General features: G+C 72.0%; 19 protein-coding genes. 11 read left to right on the top strand and 8 right to left on the bottom strand.

Features of this window, described 5'->3' with window-relative positions:
• The 8 genes from hemB to ccsB all read left to right on the top strand — a co-directional run.
• Positions 1-930 (top strand): porphobilinogen synthase (gene hemB / locus VGH85_04975; GenBank protein HEY2173147.1); only part of this gene is annotated, 930 nt, incomplete at its 5' end.
• A complete protein-coding gene (locus VGH85_04980; protein ID HEY2173148.1) occupies positions 927-1,379 on the top strand; it encodes a DUF3093 family protein in 453 nt (150 codons plus the stop codon). The genes hemB and VGH85_04980, both read left to right, overlap by 4 nt.
• Positions 1,380-1,392: 13 nt before the next feature.
• Entirely contained in the window at positions 1,393-2,718 is a 1,326-nt protein-coding gene (gene hemL, locus VGH85_04985; GenBank protein HEY2173149.1) for a glutamate-1-semialdehyde 2,1-aminomutase, read from the top strand.
• Positions 2,715-3,347: a histidine phosphatase family protein gene (locus VGH85_04990; GenBank protein ID HEY2173150.1), complete on the top strand. Its 633-nt coding sequence runs from the start codon at positions 2,715-2,717 to the stop codon at positions 3,345-3,347. The genes hemL and VGH85_04990 overlap by 4 nt, the downstream gene beginning before the upstream one ends.
• A 60-nt stretch (positions 3,348-3,407) precedes the next feature.
• Positions 3,408-4,019 (top strand): TlpA disulfide reductase family protein, encoded by a 612-nt coding sequence (locus VGH85_04995; GenBank protein HEY2173151.1) that lies wholly within the window; start codon positions 3,408-3,410, stop codon positions 4,017-4,019.
• A gap of 53 nt (positions 4,020-4,072) precedes the next feature.
• The gene (locus VGH85_05000) at positions 4,073-4,888 is read left to right on the top strand and encodes a cytochrome c biogenesis protein CcdA (GenBank protein ID HEY2173152.1); all 816 of its coding nucleotides are present in this window, start codon (positions 4,073-4,075) and stop codon (positions 4,886-4,888) included.
• The gene (locus tag VGH85_05005) at positions 4,885-6,513 is read left to right on the top strand and encodes a cytochrome c biogenesis protein ResB (GenBank protein HEY2173153.1); all 1,629 of its coding nucleotides are present in this window, start codon (positions 4,885-4,887) and stop codon (positions 6,511-6,513) included. Before VGH85_05000 ends, VGH85_05005 begins: the two co-directional genes overlap by 4 nt.
• 3 nt (positions 6,514-6,516) lie before the next feature.
• Positions 6,517-7,551 (top strand): c-type cytochrome biogenesis protein CcsB, encoded by a 1,035-nt coding sequence (gene ccsB, locus VGH85_05010; protein HEY2173154.1) that lies wholly within the window; start codon positions 6,517-6,519, stop codon positions 7,549-7,551.
• A 52-nt stretch (positions 7,552-7,603) separates the two neighbouring features.
• Here ccsB and VGH85_05015 read toward each other — a convergent pair whose 3' ends face one another.
• Positions 7,604-7,801: a hypothetical protein gene (locus VGH85_05015; protein ID HEY2173155.1), complete on the bottom strand. Its 198-nt coding sequence runs from the start codon at positions 7,799-7,801 to the stop codon at positions 7,604-7,606.
• A gap of 71 nt (positions 7,802-7,872) precedes the next feature.
• The gene (locus tag VGH85_05020) at positions 7,873-8,088 is read right to left on the bottom strand and encodes a BldC family transcriptional regulator (GenBank protein HEY2173156.1); all 216 of its coding nucleotides are present in this window, start codon (positions 8,086-8,088) and stop codon (positions 7,873-7,875) included.
• A 222-nt stretch (positions 8,089-8,310) separates the two neighbouring features.
• On the opposite strand from VGH85_05020, the gene VGH85_05025 reads away from it, so the two are divergent.
• Positions 8,311-8,910, top strand: coding sequence for an Lrp/AsnC family transcriptional regulator (locus VGH85_05025; protein HEY2173157.1), 600 nt, complete (start codon positions 8,311-8,313; stop codon positions 8,908-8,910).
• 100 nt (positions 8,911-9,010) lie between these two features.
• Here VGH85_05025 and VGH85_05030 read toward each other — a convergent pair whose 3' ends face one another.
• Entirely contained in the window at positions 9,011-11,629 is a 2,619-nt protein-coding gene (locus VGH85_05030) for a CHAT domain-containing tetratricopeptide repeat protein (protein ID HEY2173158.1), read from the bottom strand.
• 111 nt (positions 11,630-11,740) lie between these two features.
• On the opposite strand from VGH85_05030, the gene VGH85_05035 reads away from it, so the two are divergent.
• A complete protein-coding gene (locus VGH85_05035) occupies positions 11,741-12,370 on the top strand; it encodes a response regulator transcription factor (protein ID HEY2173159.1) in 630 nt (209 codons plus the stop codon).
• 679 nt (positions 12,371-13,049) lie between these two features.
• Here the strand turns inward: VGH85_05035 and VGH85_05040 are convergent.
• Positions 13,050-13,535, bottom strand: coding sequence for a hypothetical protein (locus tag VGH85_05040; protein ID HEY2173160.1), 486 nt, complete (start codon positions 13,533-13,535; stop codon positions 13,050-13,052).
• A complete protein-coding gene (locus VGH85_05045) occupies positions 13,532-14,113 on the bottom strand; it encodes a sigma-70 family RNA polymerase sigma factor (GenBank protein ID HEY2173161.1) in 582 nt (193 codons plus the stop codon). Before VGH85_05045 ends, VGH85_05040 begins: the two co-directional genes overlap by 4 nt.
• A gap of 287 nt (positions 14,114-14,400) precedes the next feature.
• On the opposite strand from VGH85_05045, the gene VGH85_05050 reads away from it, so the two are divergent.
• A complete protein-coding gene (locus tag VGH85_05050; protein HEY2173162.1) occupies positions 14,401-14,646 on the top strand; it encodes a DUF4229 domain-containing protein in 246 nt (81 codons plus the stop codon).
• Between the two features lie 19 nt (positions 14,647-14,665).
• Here VGH85_05050 and VGH85_05055 read toward each other — a convergent pair whose 3' ends face one another.
• The 3 genes from VGH85_05055 to menE are packed head-to-tail and all read right to left on the bottom strand — an operon-like array spanning position 14,666 to position 16,625.
• A complete protein-coding gene (locus VGH85_05055) occupies positions 14,666-15,109 on the bottom strand; it encodes a type II toxin-antitoxin system VapC family toxin (GenBank protein ID HEY2173163.1) in 444 nt (147 codons plus the stop codon).
• A complete protein-coding gene (locus VGH85_05060) occupies positions 15,106-15,381 on the bottom strand; it encodes a hypothetical protein (protein HEY2173164.1) in 276 nt (91 codons plus the stop codon). The genes VGH85_05055 and VGH85_05060 overlap by 4 nt, the downstream gene beginning before the upstream one ends.
• Before the next feature lie 56 nt (positions 15,382-15,437).
• Entirely contained in the window at positions 15,438-16,625 is a 1,188-nt protein-coding gene (menE, locus tag VGH85_05065) for an o-succinylbenzoate--CoA ligase (protein ID HEY2173165.1), read from the bottom strand.
• Positions 16,626-16,673: the final 48 nt, after the last annotated feature.

The raw sequence follows: 16,673 nt of genomic DNA on the forward strand, positions 1-16,673 counted from the left end.
CGGCGCCTGGTCGCGTCGACCCGGATCGACCCGGCGGAACTCGTGCTGCCGGTCTTCGTCAAGGAGGGCGTCGACGAGCCGGTGCCGGTGTCGTCGATGCCCGGAGTGGTGCAGCACACCGTCGAGTCACTGCGCCGGGCCGCGGCCGACGCGGTCGAGGCCGGCGTCGGCGGGCTGCTGCTCTTCGGCGTCCCGGCGGCGAAGGATGCCGCCGGCAGCGGTGCCGACGCTGACGACGGCGTGGTGCAGCAGGCGCTGCGCAAGCTGCGGGCCGACCTCGGCGACGAGACGGTCCTGATCGCCGACCTCTGCCTGTGCGAATACACCGACCACGGACACTGCGGGCCGCTGCGCGACGACGGTCAGGTCGACAACGACGCGACCCTCGAGCGTTACGCGTCGGTGGCCGTGGCACAGGCCCGCGCCGGCGCACACATGGTCGCGCCCAGCGGGATGATGGACGGTCAGGTCGGAGCCATCCGGGCCGGTCTCGATACGGCCGGTTTCGGGGACCAGCCGATCATGGCCTATTCGGCGAAATACGCATCGGCCTTCTACGGGCCGTTCCGGGAGGCGGCCGAGGGCGCGCCGCGCTTCGGTGACCGGGCCGGCTACCAGCAGGACCCGGCCCGATCGGTGGACGAGGCGCTGCGCGAGGTCAGGCTAGACCTCGCCGAGGGCGCCGACGCGGTGATGGTCAAGCCGGCGCTGGCCTACCTCGACGTCCTCTCCCGCGTGCGCGACGCCGTCGACGTACCCGTCGCGGCCTACCAGGTGTCCGGGGAATACGCCATGCTCGAGGCGGCCGCGGCCCGCGGCTGGGTCGACCGCGACCGGGCGATCATGGAGACGCTGACCGCCATCCGCCGGGCCGGTGCGGACATCGTGCTGACCTACTGGGCGGTCGAAGTCGCCCGCCGGCTGGGATGAGCGACCGGCCGCCGGTCTACCGCGAGTCCGGGGCCTCGTGGCGGCTGCTCGGCGCCGTACTCGTCCTGTGGGTGATCGGCGTCGCGATCGATGCGGCATTGCCCGGCGGGTTGCACGCCTTCGGCTGGGTGCTGGTGCTGCTGGTCGCGGCCGGTGCCGTCGGGCTGGCGACCTACGCCCGCCGGAGCGCCGGCCGGGTCGAGGTGTCGCACACCGACCTCGTCGTCGGCCGGGAGACCCTGCCGCTGTCCACAGTGGACTCGAAGTTCCTCTTCACCGACGACGCAGGCGGAGCCGCGGCCGGGGCCCGCATCCTCGGCGGGGGATCGGACCTACCCAAGGGCCGTACGCCGTTCCCGCTGCGACTGGCCGACGGGACCGTCGTCGTGGTGCCGTGCCGCGACCCGGCGGCCCTGGGGGCGGCGCTTCGTACGGCCGTCGGCAACTGACAGACTGGAGGCCATGACCTACCCCGAGGACGCGCCCGCCTCACAGCAGTTGTTCGATCGGGCACAGGCGGTCACGCCGGGAGGGGTCAATTCGCCGGTCCGCGCCTTTCGCGCCGTCGGCGGCACACCCCGGTTCATGACCAGCGGTCACGGCGCCTACCTCACCGACGCCGACGGCCGCGAATACGTCGACCTGGTGGGCTCATGGGGCCCGATGATCCTCGGGCACGCGCATCCCGCGGTCGTCGAAGCGGTGCAGCAGGCCGCTGCGCATGGCACGTCGTTCGGTACGCCGTCCGCCGGCGAGGTCGAGCTCGCCGAGGAGATCGTCGCGCGGGTCGCCCCGGTGGAGCAGGTCCGGCTGGTCAACTCTGGTACCGAGGCGACGATGTCGGCGATCCGGCTGGCCCGCGGGGTGACCGGCCGGGGAAAGGTCGTGAAATTCGCCGGCTGCTACCACGGGCACGTCGACGCGCTGCTCGCCGCGGCGGGTTCGGGCGTCGCGACCTTCGCCCTGCCCGACACTCCGGGCGTGACCGGCGCCCAGGCCTCCGACACGATCGTCCTTCCCTACAACGACGTGGCCGCAGTCGAATCCGCGTTCGCGGTGCACGGCGATGAGATCGCCTGCGTCATCACCGAAGCGGCGGCGGCCAACATGGGCGTGGTCCCGCCGCTGGACGGCTTCAATTCGCGGTTGCGTGAGATCACCAGCCGGCACGGGGCGCTGCTCGTCGTCGACGAGGTCATGACGGGGTTCCGGGTGTCGCCGGCCGGCTGGTACGGCGTCGATCCGGTCGACGCCGACCTGTTCACCTTCGGCAAGGTGATGGGCGGCGGCCTGCCGGCCGCGGCGTTCGGCGGCCGGGCCGACGTCATGGCCTACCTCGCCCCGGCCGGGCCGGTCTACCAGGCCGGCACGCTGTCCGGAAACCCGATCGCGGTGGCCGCCGGCGTCACGACGCTGCGGCACTGCACCCCCGAGATCTACCCGCGGCTGGATGCGACCGCGGCTCAGGTCGCGGCGCTGGCCTCGCAGGCGTTGGCGAAAGAGGGTGTGCCGCACCGGGTCCAGACCGCGGGCAGCCTCTTCTCCGTGTTCTTCGCCGAGGAGCGGGTGCGCGACTACGACGACGCGCGCCGGCAGGACGTACGCCCGTTCGCGGCGTTCTTCCACGCCATGCTCGCCCGCGGCGTCTACCTGCCGCCATCGGCCTTCGAGGCGTGGTTCGTGTCGGTCGCCCACGACGACCGGGCGCTCGAGCGGATCGCCGACGCGCTGCCCGAGGCCGCCCGGGCCGCCGCCGAGGTCGCCGCCACGCCGCGGGACGACCGGTGACCCGCACGGTCGTGCACCTGCTGCGTCACGGCGAGGTCGACAACCCCAAAGGCGTGCTCTACGGCCGGTTGCCCGACTACCACCTGTCGGCCGCCGGTAAGGAGATGGCGGAGAAAGCGGCGCGGGCGCTGGGCACCCGCGACATCACCTATCTCGTCTCGAGTCCGCTGGAGCGGGCGCAGGAGACGGCGGCGCCGATCGCGACGGCGTTCGGTCTCGATGTCGCCCTGGACGGCCGGTTGATCGAGCCGGCCAACGCCTTCGAGGGGATGAAGTTCGGCGTGGGCGACGGATCGCTGCGCCACCCGGCCAACTGGCCGAAGCTCTACAACCCGTTCCGGCCGTCCTGGGGCGAGCCCTACGCCGACATCGCCGCCCGGATGCTCGAGGCGGTGGGCGCGGCGCGGGCGGCTGCCGAGGGTCACGAGGCGGTCTGCGTCAGCCACCAACTGCCGATCTGGACACTGCGGCGCCGGCTCGAGGGCAAGCGGCTCTGGCACCACCCGCAGCGCCGGGAATGCGGCCTGGCGTCGCTGACCAGCGTGATCTACGACGACGACGAGATCCGGGGCGTCGAATACACCGAACCAGCCGGGCCGACCCCGGCGGAGGCCACCCCGGGCGCGTGATCGACAGCGCGGTGGTCACACTGGACGACGACGCACCACCGCGCAGGAAAGGCCCCCCGTATGTCCGTCGCCGTACGCCGTCGCCTGGCTGCGGCGATGATCGGCACGGCCCTGGCCGGCGGTGCACTCTCCTCCCTGTCGGCCTGCTCGACCGGCGCCGACGCCGTGGACCAGACCGCGGGCGGTGACTTCCGGTTCGTGGCCGGGACCGACACCGGCAAGGCGATCCCGGTGGCCGCCCGCAAGGCGGCGCCCGACTTCTCCGGGCAGACCCTCGACGGGAAGACGGTGTCGTTGCGCGACTACCGCGGCAAGACCCTGGTGCTGAACTTCTGGGGGTCGTGGTGCGCGCCCTGCCGGGTCGAGGCCCCCGACCTGGAGACGGTCTACAAGGAGGACGCCTCGCGCGGGCTTCGGGTGCTCGGCGTGGACGTCAAGGAGGCCGACAAGCAGTTCGCCACGTCGTTCATCCGCAACAAGGCGCTGACCTACCCGAGCCTGTGGGATCCCGACGGCCGCACCGCGCTCTCCTTCCGCAACTACCCGCCCAATTCCATCCCGTCCACGATCGTCATCGACGGCAACGGCAGGGTCGCCGCCGTACACCTCGGGCCGCTGCTCGCGCCCGATCTGCGCACCATCGTCGACCCGATCCTGAGGCAGCAGCAGTGACCGCCGCGGCCGGAGTGGGCACGAGCCTCGCGCACGCCGTCACCGACGGACCGCTGATCGTCGGCGCCCTCATCGCCGCGCTCGCCGGCCTGGTGAGCTTCCTCTCCCCGTGCGTGCTGCCGCTGGTCCCCGGATACCTCTCCTACGTCACCGGACTCGCCGGGACCCAGCAGGCCACGGAGTCCACCGTGGACTCCACAGCGGAACCCGCCACCGAGCCAACCGGGGGCGGCGGATCCGCGGTGGCGACGGCGACCACGACGACCCGCACCCGCAGCGGCACCCGCGGCCGAACCTTCGCTGGCGCGGCACTTTTCGTGCTCGGTTTCACTGTCGTGTTCGTCTCTTACGGCGCGGCGTTCGGCGGGCTCGGCCGGGCCCTCTTCGCCCACCAGCGGGTGATCGAGCAGGTGCTCGGTGCGGTCACGGTGCTGCTCGGACTGGCCTTCCTGGGGTTCTTCCCCGGCGCGCAGCGTGAGCTTCGCCTGCACCGGCTGCCGTCGGCCGGCCTGCTCGGCGCACCGCTGCTCGGCGTGGTCTTCGGACTCGGCTGGACGCCGTGCGTCGGTCCGACGCTCGGCGCCGTGCAGACACTGGCGTTCAGCAGCGCGAGCGCCGGGCGCGGGGCACTGCTGTCCGTCGCCTACTGCGTCGGCCTGGGCGTGCCGTTCGTCCTCGCCGCCTTCGGCTTCCGTTGGCTGGTCGGCACTTTCGCCGCCGTACGCCGCCACTCGATGTGGGTCACCCGGGTCGGCGGCGTGCTGCTCGTCATCCTCGGAGTGCTCGTCCTGACCGGCTGGTGGGACGAGCTGATGGCCTACCTGCGGGCCTGGGCCGGCACCCACAGCGGCCTCGGGACCTCCCTGTGACGACCGTTCGCGGCGGGGAGCAGGCGGCATCCGACGCCGCGACCCGGCTGTCGACCCAGCCGACTCCACCGGAGTCGGCGCCCCGGCCGCGGCGGCGGGCCCTCGCGCCGCTGGTCCGCGCCTGGCGGCGCCTGACGAGCATGCGCACGGCACTGGTCCTGCTCTTTCTGCTCGCCCTCGCCGCCGTGCCGGGCTCCCTGCTCCCGCAGCGGGCGCTCAACCCGACCAAGGTCGACACCTACCTCACGCAGCATCCGTCGCTCGGCCCGATCCTCGACCGGTTGTCGCTGTTCGACGTCTTCGCCGCGCCGTGGTTCGCGGCGATCTACCTGCTCCTCTTCATCTCCCTGATCGGCTGCCTGGTACCGCGCATCCGCCTGCACACCAAGGCATTGCGGGCGGCGCCGCCACGCGCGCCGCGGCATCTCGGACGGCTGCCCGAGTCGACGTCCTACGCCGGCGACGGCGATCCGGCGGCGCTCGGTGACTCCGCGCGGACCGCACTGCGGCGGGACCGCTGGCGGGTCGTCACCCGCGAGGAACCGGGCGGCGTCGTCACGCTGAGCGCGGAAAAGGGCTATCTGCGGGAGACCGGCAACCTGCTCTTCCACGTCGCGTTGACCGCACTGCTGGTCGCCGTCGCCATCGGCAAGCTGTGGGGATATTCGGGCTCGGTGCTGGTGCAGGAGGGTGACGGCTTCTGCAACACGGTCCAGCAGTACGACTCGTTCCGTCCAGGTCGCGAGGTCAGCGGAAGCGCGCTGGCGCCGTTCTGCATGAACCTGAATAAGTTCACGGCGAGCTACGAGCCGGACGGAACCGCCGAGCAGTTTCGGGCCGCGATCCACTACACGAAAGGGCTGTCGACCCAGACGCACAGCGACGTGCTCCAGGTGAACCATCCGCTGCGGATGGAAGGGCTGCGGCTCTATCTGCTCGGGCACGGCTACTCGCCGGTCTTCACCGTGCGCGACCCCAGCGGGCAGGTCTTCAACCGGGTGCCGGCGCCGTTCCTGCCGCAGAACTCGAACTTCTTCTCGCAGGGCGCGCTCAAGCTTCCGGATGCCAAGCCGAAGCAAATTGCCCTTGACGGTGCCTTCGCGCCGACCGCCGCCGTCGCCGGCGGCGTGCTCACCTCCACGTCACCAACACCGAAGGCGCCGGCGGTCGCGATCTTCGTCTACGAAGGTGATCTCGGGGTCGACAGCGGCGCGCCGCAGTCGGTGTATTCGATCGACCGGCAACAGCTGCAGAACGGCGCGCTCAAGCAGGTGGGGCAGAAGAACCTCGCCGTCGGCCAGACCTACCGGCTGGCCGACGGCACCTCGATCAGGTTCGACGGCTACAAGCAGTGGGCCAGCCTGCAGGTCTCCCGGGACCCGGCACAGGACGCCGTGCTCGGCGCGGCCATCGCCATCGTCCTCGGTCTCCTGCTGTCGCTGCGGATCCGGCGCCGCCGGCTGTGGCTGCGGCTGACCCCGATCGACGAGCCGGACGGGCGGCGTCGTACGGTGGTCGACGCTGGAGGGCTCGCCCGCACCGACGCCGGAGTCTTTTCCCAGGAGTTCCGCCGGACCACCGGGCGACTGCGCGATCCTTCCGCCGAGGCGCAAGGGAAGGACTGACCCGTGGTCCCGAGCACAACACTCGCCGATCTGTCGAACACGCTGTTCACGACCGCGATCGCCGTCTACAGCCTGGCGATGGTCTGCTTCTGCGGCGAATACGCCTTCGGACGGCGTGGGCGGGTCGCCCGCACCAGCGTGTCGGCCGTCCCGGCCGAGGCTCCGGTGCTGGTGGGCGCCGGCGGAACCGCCCCGGGCACCCTGCCCCCGGCCGACCGGAAGAGCCCGATACGCCCCACCCGCCGGTTCCGTGGCCCGGGCCGGGCCGCCGGCCGGTTCGGTCGCGCGGCGATCGGGCTGACCGTGCTCGGCGCGCTGTTGCACGCCGGGTCGATCTCCATCCGCGGCGCAGCGGTCGACCGGGTGCCGTGGGGAAACATGTACGAGTTCTCCTCGGCTGTCGGGCTCGTCGCGGTCGTGGCGTTCGTGGTGCTGCTCGTGCGGCAGCCGGCGCTGCGGCACCTCGGGGCCTTCGTGCTGCTGCCGGTCATCGTGGTGATGTTCCTCGCCGGCACCGTGCTCTACGCCAAGGCGGAGCCGCTCGTACCGGCGCTGCACTCCTACTGGCTCGCGATCCACGTCAGCGCGGCGGCCCTCGCGACCGGCATCTTCATGGTCAGCGGAGTCGCGACGACGCTCTACCTCATCCGGTCGCGCTGGGACGTCGCGGTCGCGGTGGGTCGCACGCCGCGCTTCCCCGTCTCACTGGGGTCCCGCCTGCCCGACGCGGATTCCCTGGATCGGATGGCCTACCGCACGATCGCCTTCGGCTTCCCGATCTGGACCTTCGGCATCATCTGCGGGGCGATCTGGGCGGAAGCGGCCTGGGGCCGCTACTGGGGCTGGGACCCGAAGGAGACCTGGGCGTTCATCGCCTGGGTGATCTACGCGGCCTACCTGCACGCCCGGGCGACGGCCGGCTGGAAGGGCACCCGCGCGGCCACCATCAACCTGCTCGGGTTCGGCGCGATGACGTTCAACTTCTTCGTCGTCAACATCGTGATCTCGGGCCTGCACTCCTACGCCGGCCTGAACTGACGGCCTGAACTGACGGCTTGAACGCATAGGGCGCCGATCGCGGCGCCTAAAGTCAGCTGGTGGTGTCGTCGTCGCTGCGTGGGCGGCGGGACAGCTCACGCAGGAAGTCCGGGTCGTCGTCGGGCGCCAGTGGGCGCCGGGACGAGCGGGGAGCCTGCCGGCTCGGCCGGTTTGACTGGGCTGCACCGACGAGACGCCACAGCGCGACGATCAATGCGGCTACTACGAGTACCGCGACGAGGCCAACCACCTGCTCCTCACCCCCTGACCTCTGCAGCCTATCCGGTACGGCGCGCTACCGCGCGGCAGGCCGGGGCGGGGTCAGTTCTGCTGAGGCTGCGCAGGAGGACTCTCGTCCTCGCCGGAGAGCTCTTCGAGGAGCGCCTGGACCTCGGATTCGAGGAATCGGCGGTGCCCACCCGGCGTACGGATGCTGTGAATTCGCCCGGCGGCCGCCCACCGGGTCACCGTCTTCGGGTCGACGCGAAACAGTGCCGCGACCTCCCCCGGTGTCATGAGTCGCTCCCGTGGATCCATGGTCCCCCCAGGTGTCATCGGGGTCACGAGGTGGCGACTGACGGTGGCCATCGGCGTCTCCTGTTGCGCCCGTACGGACTGCTGTTGTGGCGATGAGTACAACACCCGGAATGGTGGTGTGTCTCGGGAATGGGCGAGTCGATGGCGTCCTTCGCGGGGCCAATGGCCGAATAATCCGAGTGCATCACGCTAAGTACGCCGACGTATCCTCGGTGTCACCAAATGCTTGACGTCGATCCCGCGCTCTGTGTTACTGACGTGGTGGATCGGGTCGACGCGACGATCATCGCCGCACTGCGGGCCAATGCCCGGACGACGTACGCCGAACTCGGGCGTCTCGCCGGGCTCTCCGCGCCCGCGGTCCACGAACGTGTCGGAAAGCTGGAGGTGGCCGGGGTGATCACCGGCTACCACGCCGACGTCGCTGCCGAGGCGGTCGGGCTCCCGGTGTGCGCGCTGGTCGGGATCGTGCAGTCGGCGGGCGGCGATCAGGACGAGATCGCGGCGGCGTTGGCGGCGCTAGCCGAGATCGAGGACTGCTGGTTCGTGGCCGGCGACGAGGCGTTCGTGGTCAAGGTCCGGGTGGGCAGCGTCGCCGACCTCGAGCAGACCGTCGGAACGCTCCGCCGGATCCCGGGCGTGGCGCAGGCCCGCACCACGGTGGTGCTCTCCACCCGCTTCGAGGGCCGGGCCGTGAGCCCGCCCTCGGTCGACGGGTCGCCCGACTCGCTCCGGCCGGCCGGCATGTCCGACCCGGTCGTCGTCGCCGGCCCGGCCGGCCCCACCGGCCCCGCCGACACCGACCGGGAACTGCTGCCCTGATCGAGGTATCAGGCTGCGGCCCGCGTGCTCCATACGCCGGGGGGTTACACGGGGGAGCGGCAGTCGGGCAGCGCAAGGGGAGCACTGCCCGGCTGTCGCGCTACCCGGCTCCGTAACAGACGAAGCCTGCCGCGGTCGCCGCGGCGACCGGATCGGTGGCCGTGCTCGCCCGGGCCCGGGACAGCGAGTCCGCGACCGACCGACCGCTCCGGAGCTCGCGGTGCAGCGCCACCATGAGCGGTCCGGTCGCCGCGTCGTCGACCGGGACGACGGTCGCCACGATGGTGGTCGTCCCGAGAGCGAACAACGCCGCCGTCAGACCCATGATCTCGTCGCCGGCGAGGACCGACGTCACCCCCGACTGGCAGGCGGGCAGGACGACGAGGGTCGGCGCGGCGGACACGCGTTCCAGGTCGTAGACGGTGAGCGGTCCGTCGGCCAGGTCGAGTGCGGAGAACAGCGGGTTGTCCCGGCGAAGCCGACCGTGCGCGGCGATGTGCGCGACGTCCGCGCCGTCGAGGCCGCGCAGCGTGGCCTCAGCCGTCGCCGCGGCCCCGGTGAGCCGGCGGCCGTTCGGGTAGACCCGGGCGAGCAGGCCGATCTCGCGGGCCGCACCGTCGAGCCGCGGGCCGGCGGCAAGCAGCACCCTCGGGTCGGCACGGGTCGTGGGAGCGCGGGCGGCCCGTACCCAGACCGCTGCGGACGGCGCCACCGTGACCGAGCGCTCGGCGCACGACGGCAGCGCCGACCAGGGGAGGGCCTGCAACGACCCGGGAGGGATCACCACCAACGGTCGATCGGCCACGATGTCGCGCAGCGGCGCGAGCAGGTCGTCGTCGAGCCGGCCGGCGGCGCGCTGCAGGGCCTGGCCCGCCGGACCGGCCGCACCGTGCCGCAGCGCGAGCCGGCGCAGCGCGAATCGGGCGGCCTCGACCTGCCGCTCCAGCGGCGCCGCCGGACCCAGCTCGGTCAGCTGCGCGTGGCCGTCCCGGACCGTGATCGCGAGCATGCTGCCCGAGTCGTCGACCAGTTCGACGAGGACCCGGTCGCCGAGCAACCCGGCCAGTTCCTCGACCGTCGGCACGGACGGCGCGGCGCGACCGCCGGTGCCGGTGGTCAGGCGGGTGAGCCGGCGTACGCGTTCTTCGAGGGCCACCTTGCGGTCACCCATCCCCGCCGTGTCGCGGCCGTCGAGCAGCGCGCTCTCCATGTCGGCCGTGACCCGGCGCAGCTCGGCCAGGGTGGCCGCGAGCGCGGCGTCGTCCGGCGGCCGGGCCGGCACCATGTGCAGCGCGCCGGCCCGCCAGCTCTCCGCCCAGGTCAGCAGTTTCGTCGCCGACCCGCTGGCGCGGGCCAGCTCGAGCCCCAGCTTGGCGAGGTCCCCGCCGTGCCCGGCCATGTGCACCCGGAGCTCGGTGGCGCCGAGGACGGCGCGTTCGCGGTCGACGATCCGGAGCCCGGCCTGCAGGGCCTTCTCGGCGCCGGACCGGTTGCCGTCCGCGATCCGGAGCAGGGCCGCGGCGTACCAGGCCCGGATGCGCAGCTCCATCGGGCCGGTCCGGCGGGCGGCGCTCGCCTGGGCCAACTCCGCCCGCGCACTCGCGACGGCGCCGGCGTCGAGAGCGGCCCGGGCGGCGATGAGCCGGCAGTCCAGCTCCTGCGCCCGCCAACCGGTGTCGGTGAGCTGGTCGGCGATGCGCAGTGCCCGCGGCCGCAGTCGCGCGGTCCGCCCGGCCCGCTCGTCGGCACGCAGCGCGACGTAGCCGGCGATCAGCGCCCGCCGGGGGCGTTGCTGTCGGGTGAAGAGCCGGGCGGCGCGCAACGCGGCGGACCGGGCGGCCGCCGGATCGCCGTCGGCGACGCAGGCCTGCGCGAGCATCAGCAGTCCGTCGGCGAGATGGGTCGACATCCCTGCCGTGCGCAACGCCGGGACGGCGCGCTCGGCGGTCGCCCGCGCCTCCGCCGTAAGGCCGACCGACAGCAGCACCTCGCACCGGTCGAGTTGCAGCTCCAACTCCGGTACGCCGTGGCGGGCGTGGATCGCCTCGGCCTCGTCGTAGAGCGCCAGGGCGGCCGGCGCGTCGCCGCGGCGGGCCGCGACGAAGCCGAGGTTCCAGGTCGCGTCGGCGGCCATCGTGTCCTGGCCGAGGCCACGGTAGAGATCTCGTGCCTGGAACAGGTCGGCGTCCGCCGCGGTCAGGGCGCCGCGCTGCGCGTGGAGCACGCCCCGGTTGTTGTGCAGGCGGGCGGCGCGCAGCCGGTCGGCGTTGCGCAGCAGCTTCGGGAGCGCCCGGCGATAGGCCGCGAGCGCCTCCTCGGTGCGGCCGGACTCCTGCAGGATCAGTCCGCGCTGGTGCAACAACCGTCCGACGGACGCGCCTTCGGTGATCAGCTCGGCCCGGTCGAGCTCGTCGATCGCTCCTGCCGGATCGCCGCTGGCGTGCCGAAGATAGGCGAGCAGCATCCGGGCTTCCGCGGCGTCCTCCCGGGAGTCCGCGCGTTCGGCGAGCCGCAGCGCCCGCCGGGCGATCGACAACGCCTCGCTGGTCTCGCCGAGTGCCCACGCCGCGCGGGCGTCGGCGCGATGCGCCGCGGATTCCGCCGGCAGATCGCCGGACTTGGTGGCCGCCTCGACCGCCTGCGTCGCGACCCGCCGGGCCCGCCGGGGCGATACCCCGACAAGTCGGTCGGCCTCGGCCGCGAGCTCCGGCGCCGTCACCTGTCAGTCGCCCGGCTGCCCGGACGGGCATGTATCAGTGCCCGTGTGGACCGACTCTGCATTGTGTCGGCCGGATACGGGAGGCCGGTCCGCGCACCCGAGGAGCAGACGATGACCGACCCGATCCACGTCAGCGTGCACGCCACCGACCCGGTGTCGGAGGCGGGCATCGTCGGCCAGCTGCGCTCTCAGCACGATCTGGCGATCCTCCCGATCGATTCGGCGCGGCCTCCCGAGGTGGCGGTCGTCGCGGCCGATCTGGTGGATGAGCATACGATCCGCATGATCCACCGGGCGCGGCATCGAGGGCAGAGCCGTGTGGTGGTCATCGTCGGCCGGGCCGACGGTGGTGGGGTCCTCGCCGCGGTCGATGCCGGGGTGACGGCGTTGCTCCGCCGGACCGATGCCACGTGCCCCCGCCTGGTGGAGGCGATCCGGGTGGCCGCCAGCGGCGACGGGATGCTCCCGCCCGACCTGCTCGGCCGGCTGCTGGCCCACGACGAGACCGCCGCCGCCCGACCGGCCCCGGCCGGCCCGCGACTGACTTTCGGCGGCCTCACCCCGCGCGAGCTCACCGTGCTCCGGCTGGTCGCCGACGGTTACAGCACCAGCGAGATCGCCGGTCGACTCGCCTACTCTGAGCGCACGATCAAAAACGCGCTGCACGACCTCACGTCTCGACTGCAACTCCGCAACCGGTCACATGCCGTGGCCTTCGCCCTACGGGAAGGACTGATCTAGATGCCCAGGACACACCCGAACGATGAGCCACGCGAGCCCGTGACCTCGCCCAAGCCGGCCCCGCCGCAGAAGCCGGAACACGGGGCTCCGTCCGACGCCAAGCCCGCCTCGGAGAAGCAGAAGAGCAACGACTCCGAACGGCGCTGACCGCCGTTCACCGCAGACCACGTGCGCCGTACTCATCGCGAGTACGGCGCACGTTGTCGTGTGTGGGGGGGGTCGCCGGTCGTGGTTGGGCGCCGCGACGTAGGACGCGCTACTCGCATTTTGGGCGCGAAAATGCGAGTACAGCGTCCGATGTCGCCGTCATCGCGCCCGGGTCGTCGACATCGTGCGTGCTACTCGCACATTGGGGTCTGGGATGCGAGTACGGCGCACGACGTCGCCGGGCGTGGTCGCGTAGGAAGGGCTACTCGCCCAGGTGCGTCGGGATCAGCGCGGGTGGCCGGCGACCAGCCGACGGCTGTATCGGACGAATGCCACGACCGCGTCGACTGCGGCGGCGATGCTGACGCCCCGCATTCCGATCAGTGCGGGGTGGGCCACTCGGCCTACTCGAGCGTCGCGAGGGAAGCCCTCTATCCGAGTCTTCGGCATACCTCGGAGGCTAGGTCGACGAACCGGGGTTGTCCAGACGGGCGCTCCGAGGCGGGCCGAATGGGCCCTAATGTCCGAACCCCTATGTCCGAACCCAGGTGGTCACCAGGAGGGCGCCGGCCACGGTGGTGAGCGAGAGGCGCACCAGGCCGGCCGGGATGCCGCGGGCGATCAGGATGCCGTCGTCGACGGGGACGTCGATCTGACGTACGACGCCGGCGGCGTCCGAGCCGGCGCCGCTGGTCTCGATCACCGCGTCGGCGAGATCCGCGCCGCTGACGTGGGCGAGGATGTCGCGCCGGTCGGCGTTCTGGCTGATCTGCATCTCGACCGTGACCTCGCCGACCTCGAAGGAGAGCATCCGCTCCTCGTCGTCCCCGCGTACCGCGAGGGCGGCCGCCGGCTCGTCGGCGGAATCGCGCACCAGTGCGGCCAGTTCGGCGTCGAGGCGGCGCAGGTCGAACGCCGCGCGGGCGGTCTCGTAGACGAGGTCGGGTGCCCGGTCGGCTTCGGCGACCACGGCCCGCAGCTGTTCGGCCAGTGCGTCTTCGTCGTACGGCCCGGTCATGTCCGTCCCCCGTCGATCGCCGACAGCCGACCGTCCTCGTCGAGCAGGGTGCGCAGCTTCGACAGACAGCGCGACCGCGTCGGTCCGATGCTGCCGATCGGCATCCGCAACGCCGCGGCGACCGCGTCGTAGGAGGGCGCCGGGTTGGCCATCATCACCCGCAGCAAGGTCTGGCAGCGTTCGGACATTTTCGTGAAGACCGACCACAATGCGCTGTCCCGCTCGGCGAGCAGCATCCGGGCGTCGACGGGTTCGCCGCTGTCGGGGATGTCGAGGTCGGCGTGCTCGTGGGAGTGCGGCTGCTCGCGTCCACGCCGGCGCAGCATCTTCAGGCACTCGCGGCGGACGGTGGTGGCGAGCCAGCCCGCGATCCGCTCCGGCTGGTTGATCTTGTCGAGGTTTTCCAGCAGCCGCAGCCACGTCGTCTGTACGGCGTCCGCGGCATCGGCGGTGTCGAGCCGGAAGCCTCGGGCCACCGACCACAGCAGGTCGGTGTAGTCGTCCACGAGCGCATCCCAGGCCCGCCGGTCGCCATCGGCGGCCCGGCGGATCAGGTCCTCGACATCGGGCGTCTGCACGTCATCACCCCTGGCCACGGTGTACGTCCCGTGCCAGTTTGCCCGATCGGAGACCGGTGTGTCCGCGCGGATCGACGATAGGCGCGGTCGAGCCCCGAAACGGGTCTCGAGGGATAGTCCACGCGCCATACCCCGACCCTAGGCGCGGCCGCCCGGATCGTCAGCAGGCGCAAGGGCAGCGAATAGGGCAACCTGCTTGCCCCATGGTGCAACCGGCCGCCGACCGCCCCGGGTTTTGCGCCGCGTAGCGTGAGAGCCGTTCGTCATCCGCCCGAATCGGGGCCGTCGTGAAAGCCTTTCTGACCTACAGCGTCGCCCGGCTTGCCGTCTTCGCCGTCGTCGCGACCATCCTCTACTTCGTCGGCCTGCGATCTTTCCTGCTGGTGGCGGTCGCCTTGTTGATCAGCCTGCCGCTCTCCTACTTCGTTCTTCGTCGGCAGCGGGAGGCGCTGGCGGCCGTGGTCGAGCACCGCGTCGAGGGGCGCCGGCAACGCCGGACCGAGATCCGGGACCAGCTGCGCGGAGACGACTGAACTGCCCAGGGCGACGACACTACTGGGTGGAGACGGAATTCCCATGCGGGTCGATGGTCAGGATTCGGCATCTCATCAGTGCGCCGGAACGCCCGATCCGGCTGTCTGCAGTGAGTAGCGCGGTGCGCTGACGCTCGGCAGCCGCTACGTCGATTGCGTCGGCGTACCGGAGCGACCCGTCGGCCAGAACCGACGCCCGGCGTACGTCGGCCCATGGTGTCGCCTCGATCTCGATCCCGAAGGACTCTGCATCCCGGAGCGCCTGATCCAAGTCGGTGGTTCGGAAGGGATGGCCGGGTCGGTTCGCGGCGGCCCGGAGGCCGGACAGGACTTCGATCGCGAAGTGACCGGGCGCGATGAGCGGTTCGGCCGACGGCTGCTCGGCGAGCGCGTCGCGGGCAGCGGTTCCGCGAGGCCCCGGATCGGCGACCGCGTCGATGACCAGCGACGCGTCGATGATCACGAGTCGGGTTGCTGGCGGAACCGATCGGCGCGCTCGGTGTATGTGTCGTCGATCGCATCCAACACCGCCGCCCGTTCGAGATCGGGAACCTCCGGCTGGCCCTGGAGACGCTCGGCGGCGCGAGCGAGCGCGATCTGCCGCCGCAGATACGCCGCCTGAGCATGCACCGCGTCGCGCAGGTAGGCCTGCACGGAGGTGCCCCGCTCGGCGGCCGCCGAGCGAATCAGATCGAGTTCGTCCGCGGGCACGTCGCGGATCAGGACGTTCGTCATGCACCAACGATATCAATCGTGATATCACCGGTGCAAGCACTCGTCGAGGCCCCGCGTCAGGTCGCCCGGCTCGCGGCGGCGAGCAGTGCCGCGACCGCCGCCCGGTCCGCCTTTCCCGACTCCAGCTGCGGTACGGCGTCCACAAGGGACAGCCGCTTGGGGACGGCATGCCGGCCGACCCGGCCGGCGACGGCGTCGCGCAGGGCGCCGGTCGCCGGAGGTGCCGCCGGATCGGCCGGGACGACGACGGCGACCACCGCCTGACCCCATTCCTCGTCGGGGATCCCGACGACACAGGCGTCCCGGACTCCGGCGACGTCGGTGAGCGCCCGCTCGACGAGCAGCGGTACGACGTTCTCGCCGCCGGAGATGATGAGGTCGTCGACGCGTCCCAGTACCTCGAGCCGACGCTGCGGCGTCCACCGACCGAGGTCGCCGGTGGTGAACCAGCCGTCCGCGAACGCGGCGTCGGTGAGATCGGGGCGATGCAGGTAGCCGTGCGAAAGTGTGGCGCCGCCGAGGCGTATCGCGCCGACGCCGTCGTCGCCGGCATCGACCCGGGTGCCGTCCAACGGCTCGCCGTCGTAGACGCAGCCCCCGGCCGTCTCCGACATGCCGTATGTCGTGCGCACCGGGATCCCCGCCGCGCGGGCCCGATCGAGCAGCGGCACAGGGCTCGCCGATCCGCCGAGCAGGACACCGTCGAAGGACGCCAGCGCCGACACGGCGGCGACATCGTCGAGCAGTCGTGCCAACTGGGTCGGCACGAGCGCCGTGTATCGCGGGGCGTCGTGCGGCAGTTCGGCCGCGGCCGCGACGAAAAGCGCTGTGGTGAAGCCCGTCGTACTGTCCACTGTGGACAGCACACCGCCGCCGTCGATCGTGCGGACCAGCACCTGCAGACCGGCGATGTGGTGCACCGGCAGGGCAAGGAGCCAATGGCCCGGTCCACCCAACCGTTGATGGGTCGCCCGGGTCGACGCGCGCAACGCGGCGCTGCTGAGCTGCACGCCCTTCGGCGTACCGGTGGATCCGGAAGTGGCGACCACCACGGTGGTGGCTTCGTCGACGCCGACGTCGGGACGCAGTTCGTGGCGCAGCTGGTCGACTTGCCGCGCCGGGCCCAGCGGCATCGGCAGTAGTGCCGGACCGCCGTCCAGAGCCGCGCGCAGAAGGGGGAGGAACGCCGCCACCGACGCCGCCTCGAGCGGGCATGGAATGGCCTGAAGGCGGCGGGTGGGCATCTCGGCATCTAGGGTATCGGTTGGTCCACGGGAATCTAAGGAGCGTCG

Source organism: Mycobacteriales bacterium (genome assembly GCA_036497565.1).
Classification (GTDB): domain Bacteria; phylum Actinomycetota; class Actinomycetes; order Mycobacteriales; family QHCD01; genus DASXJE01.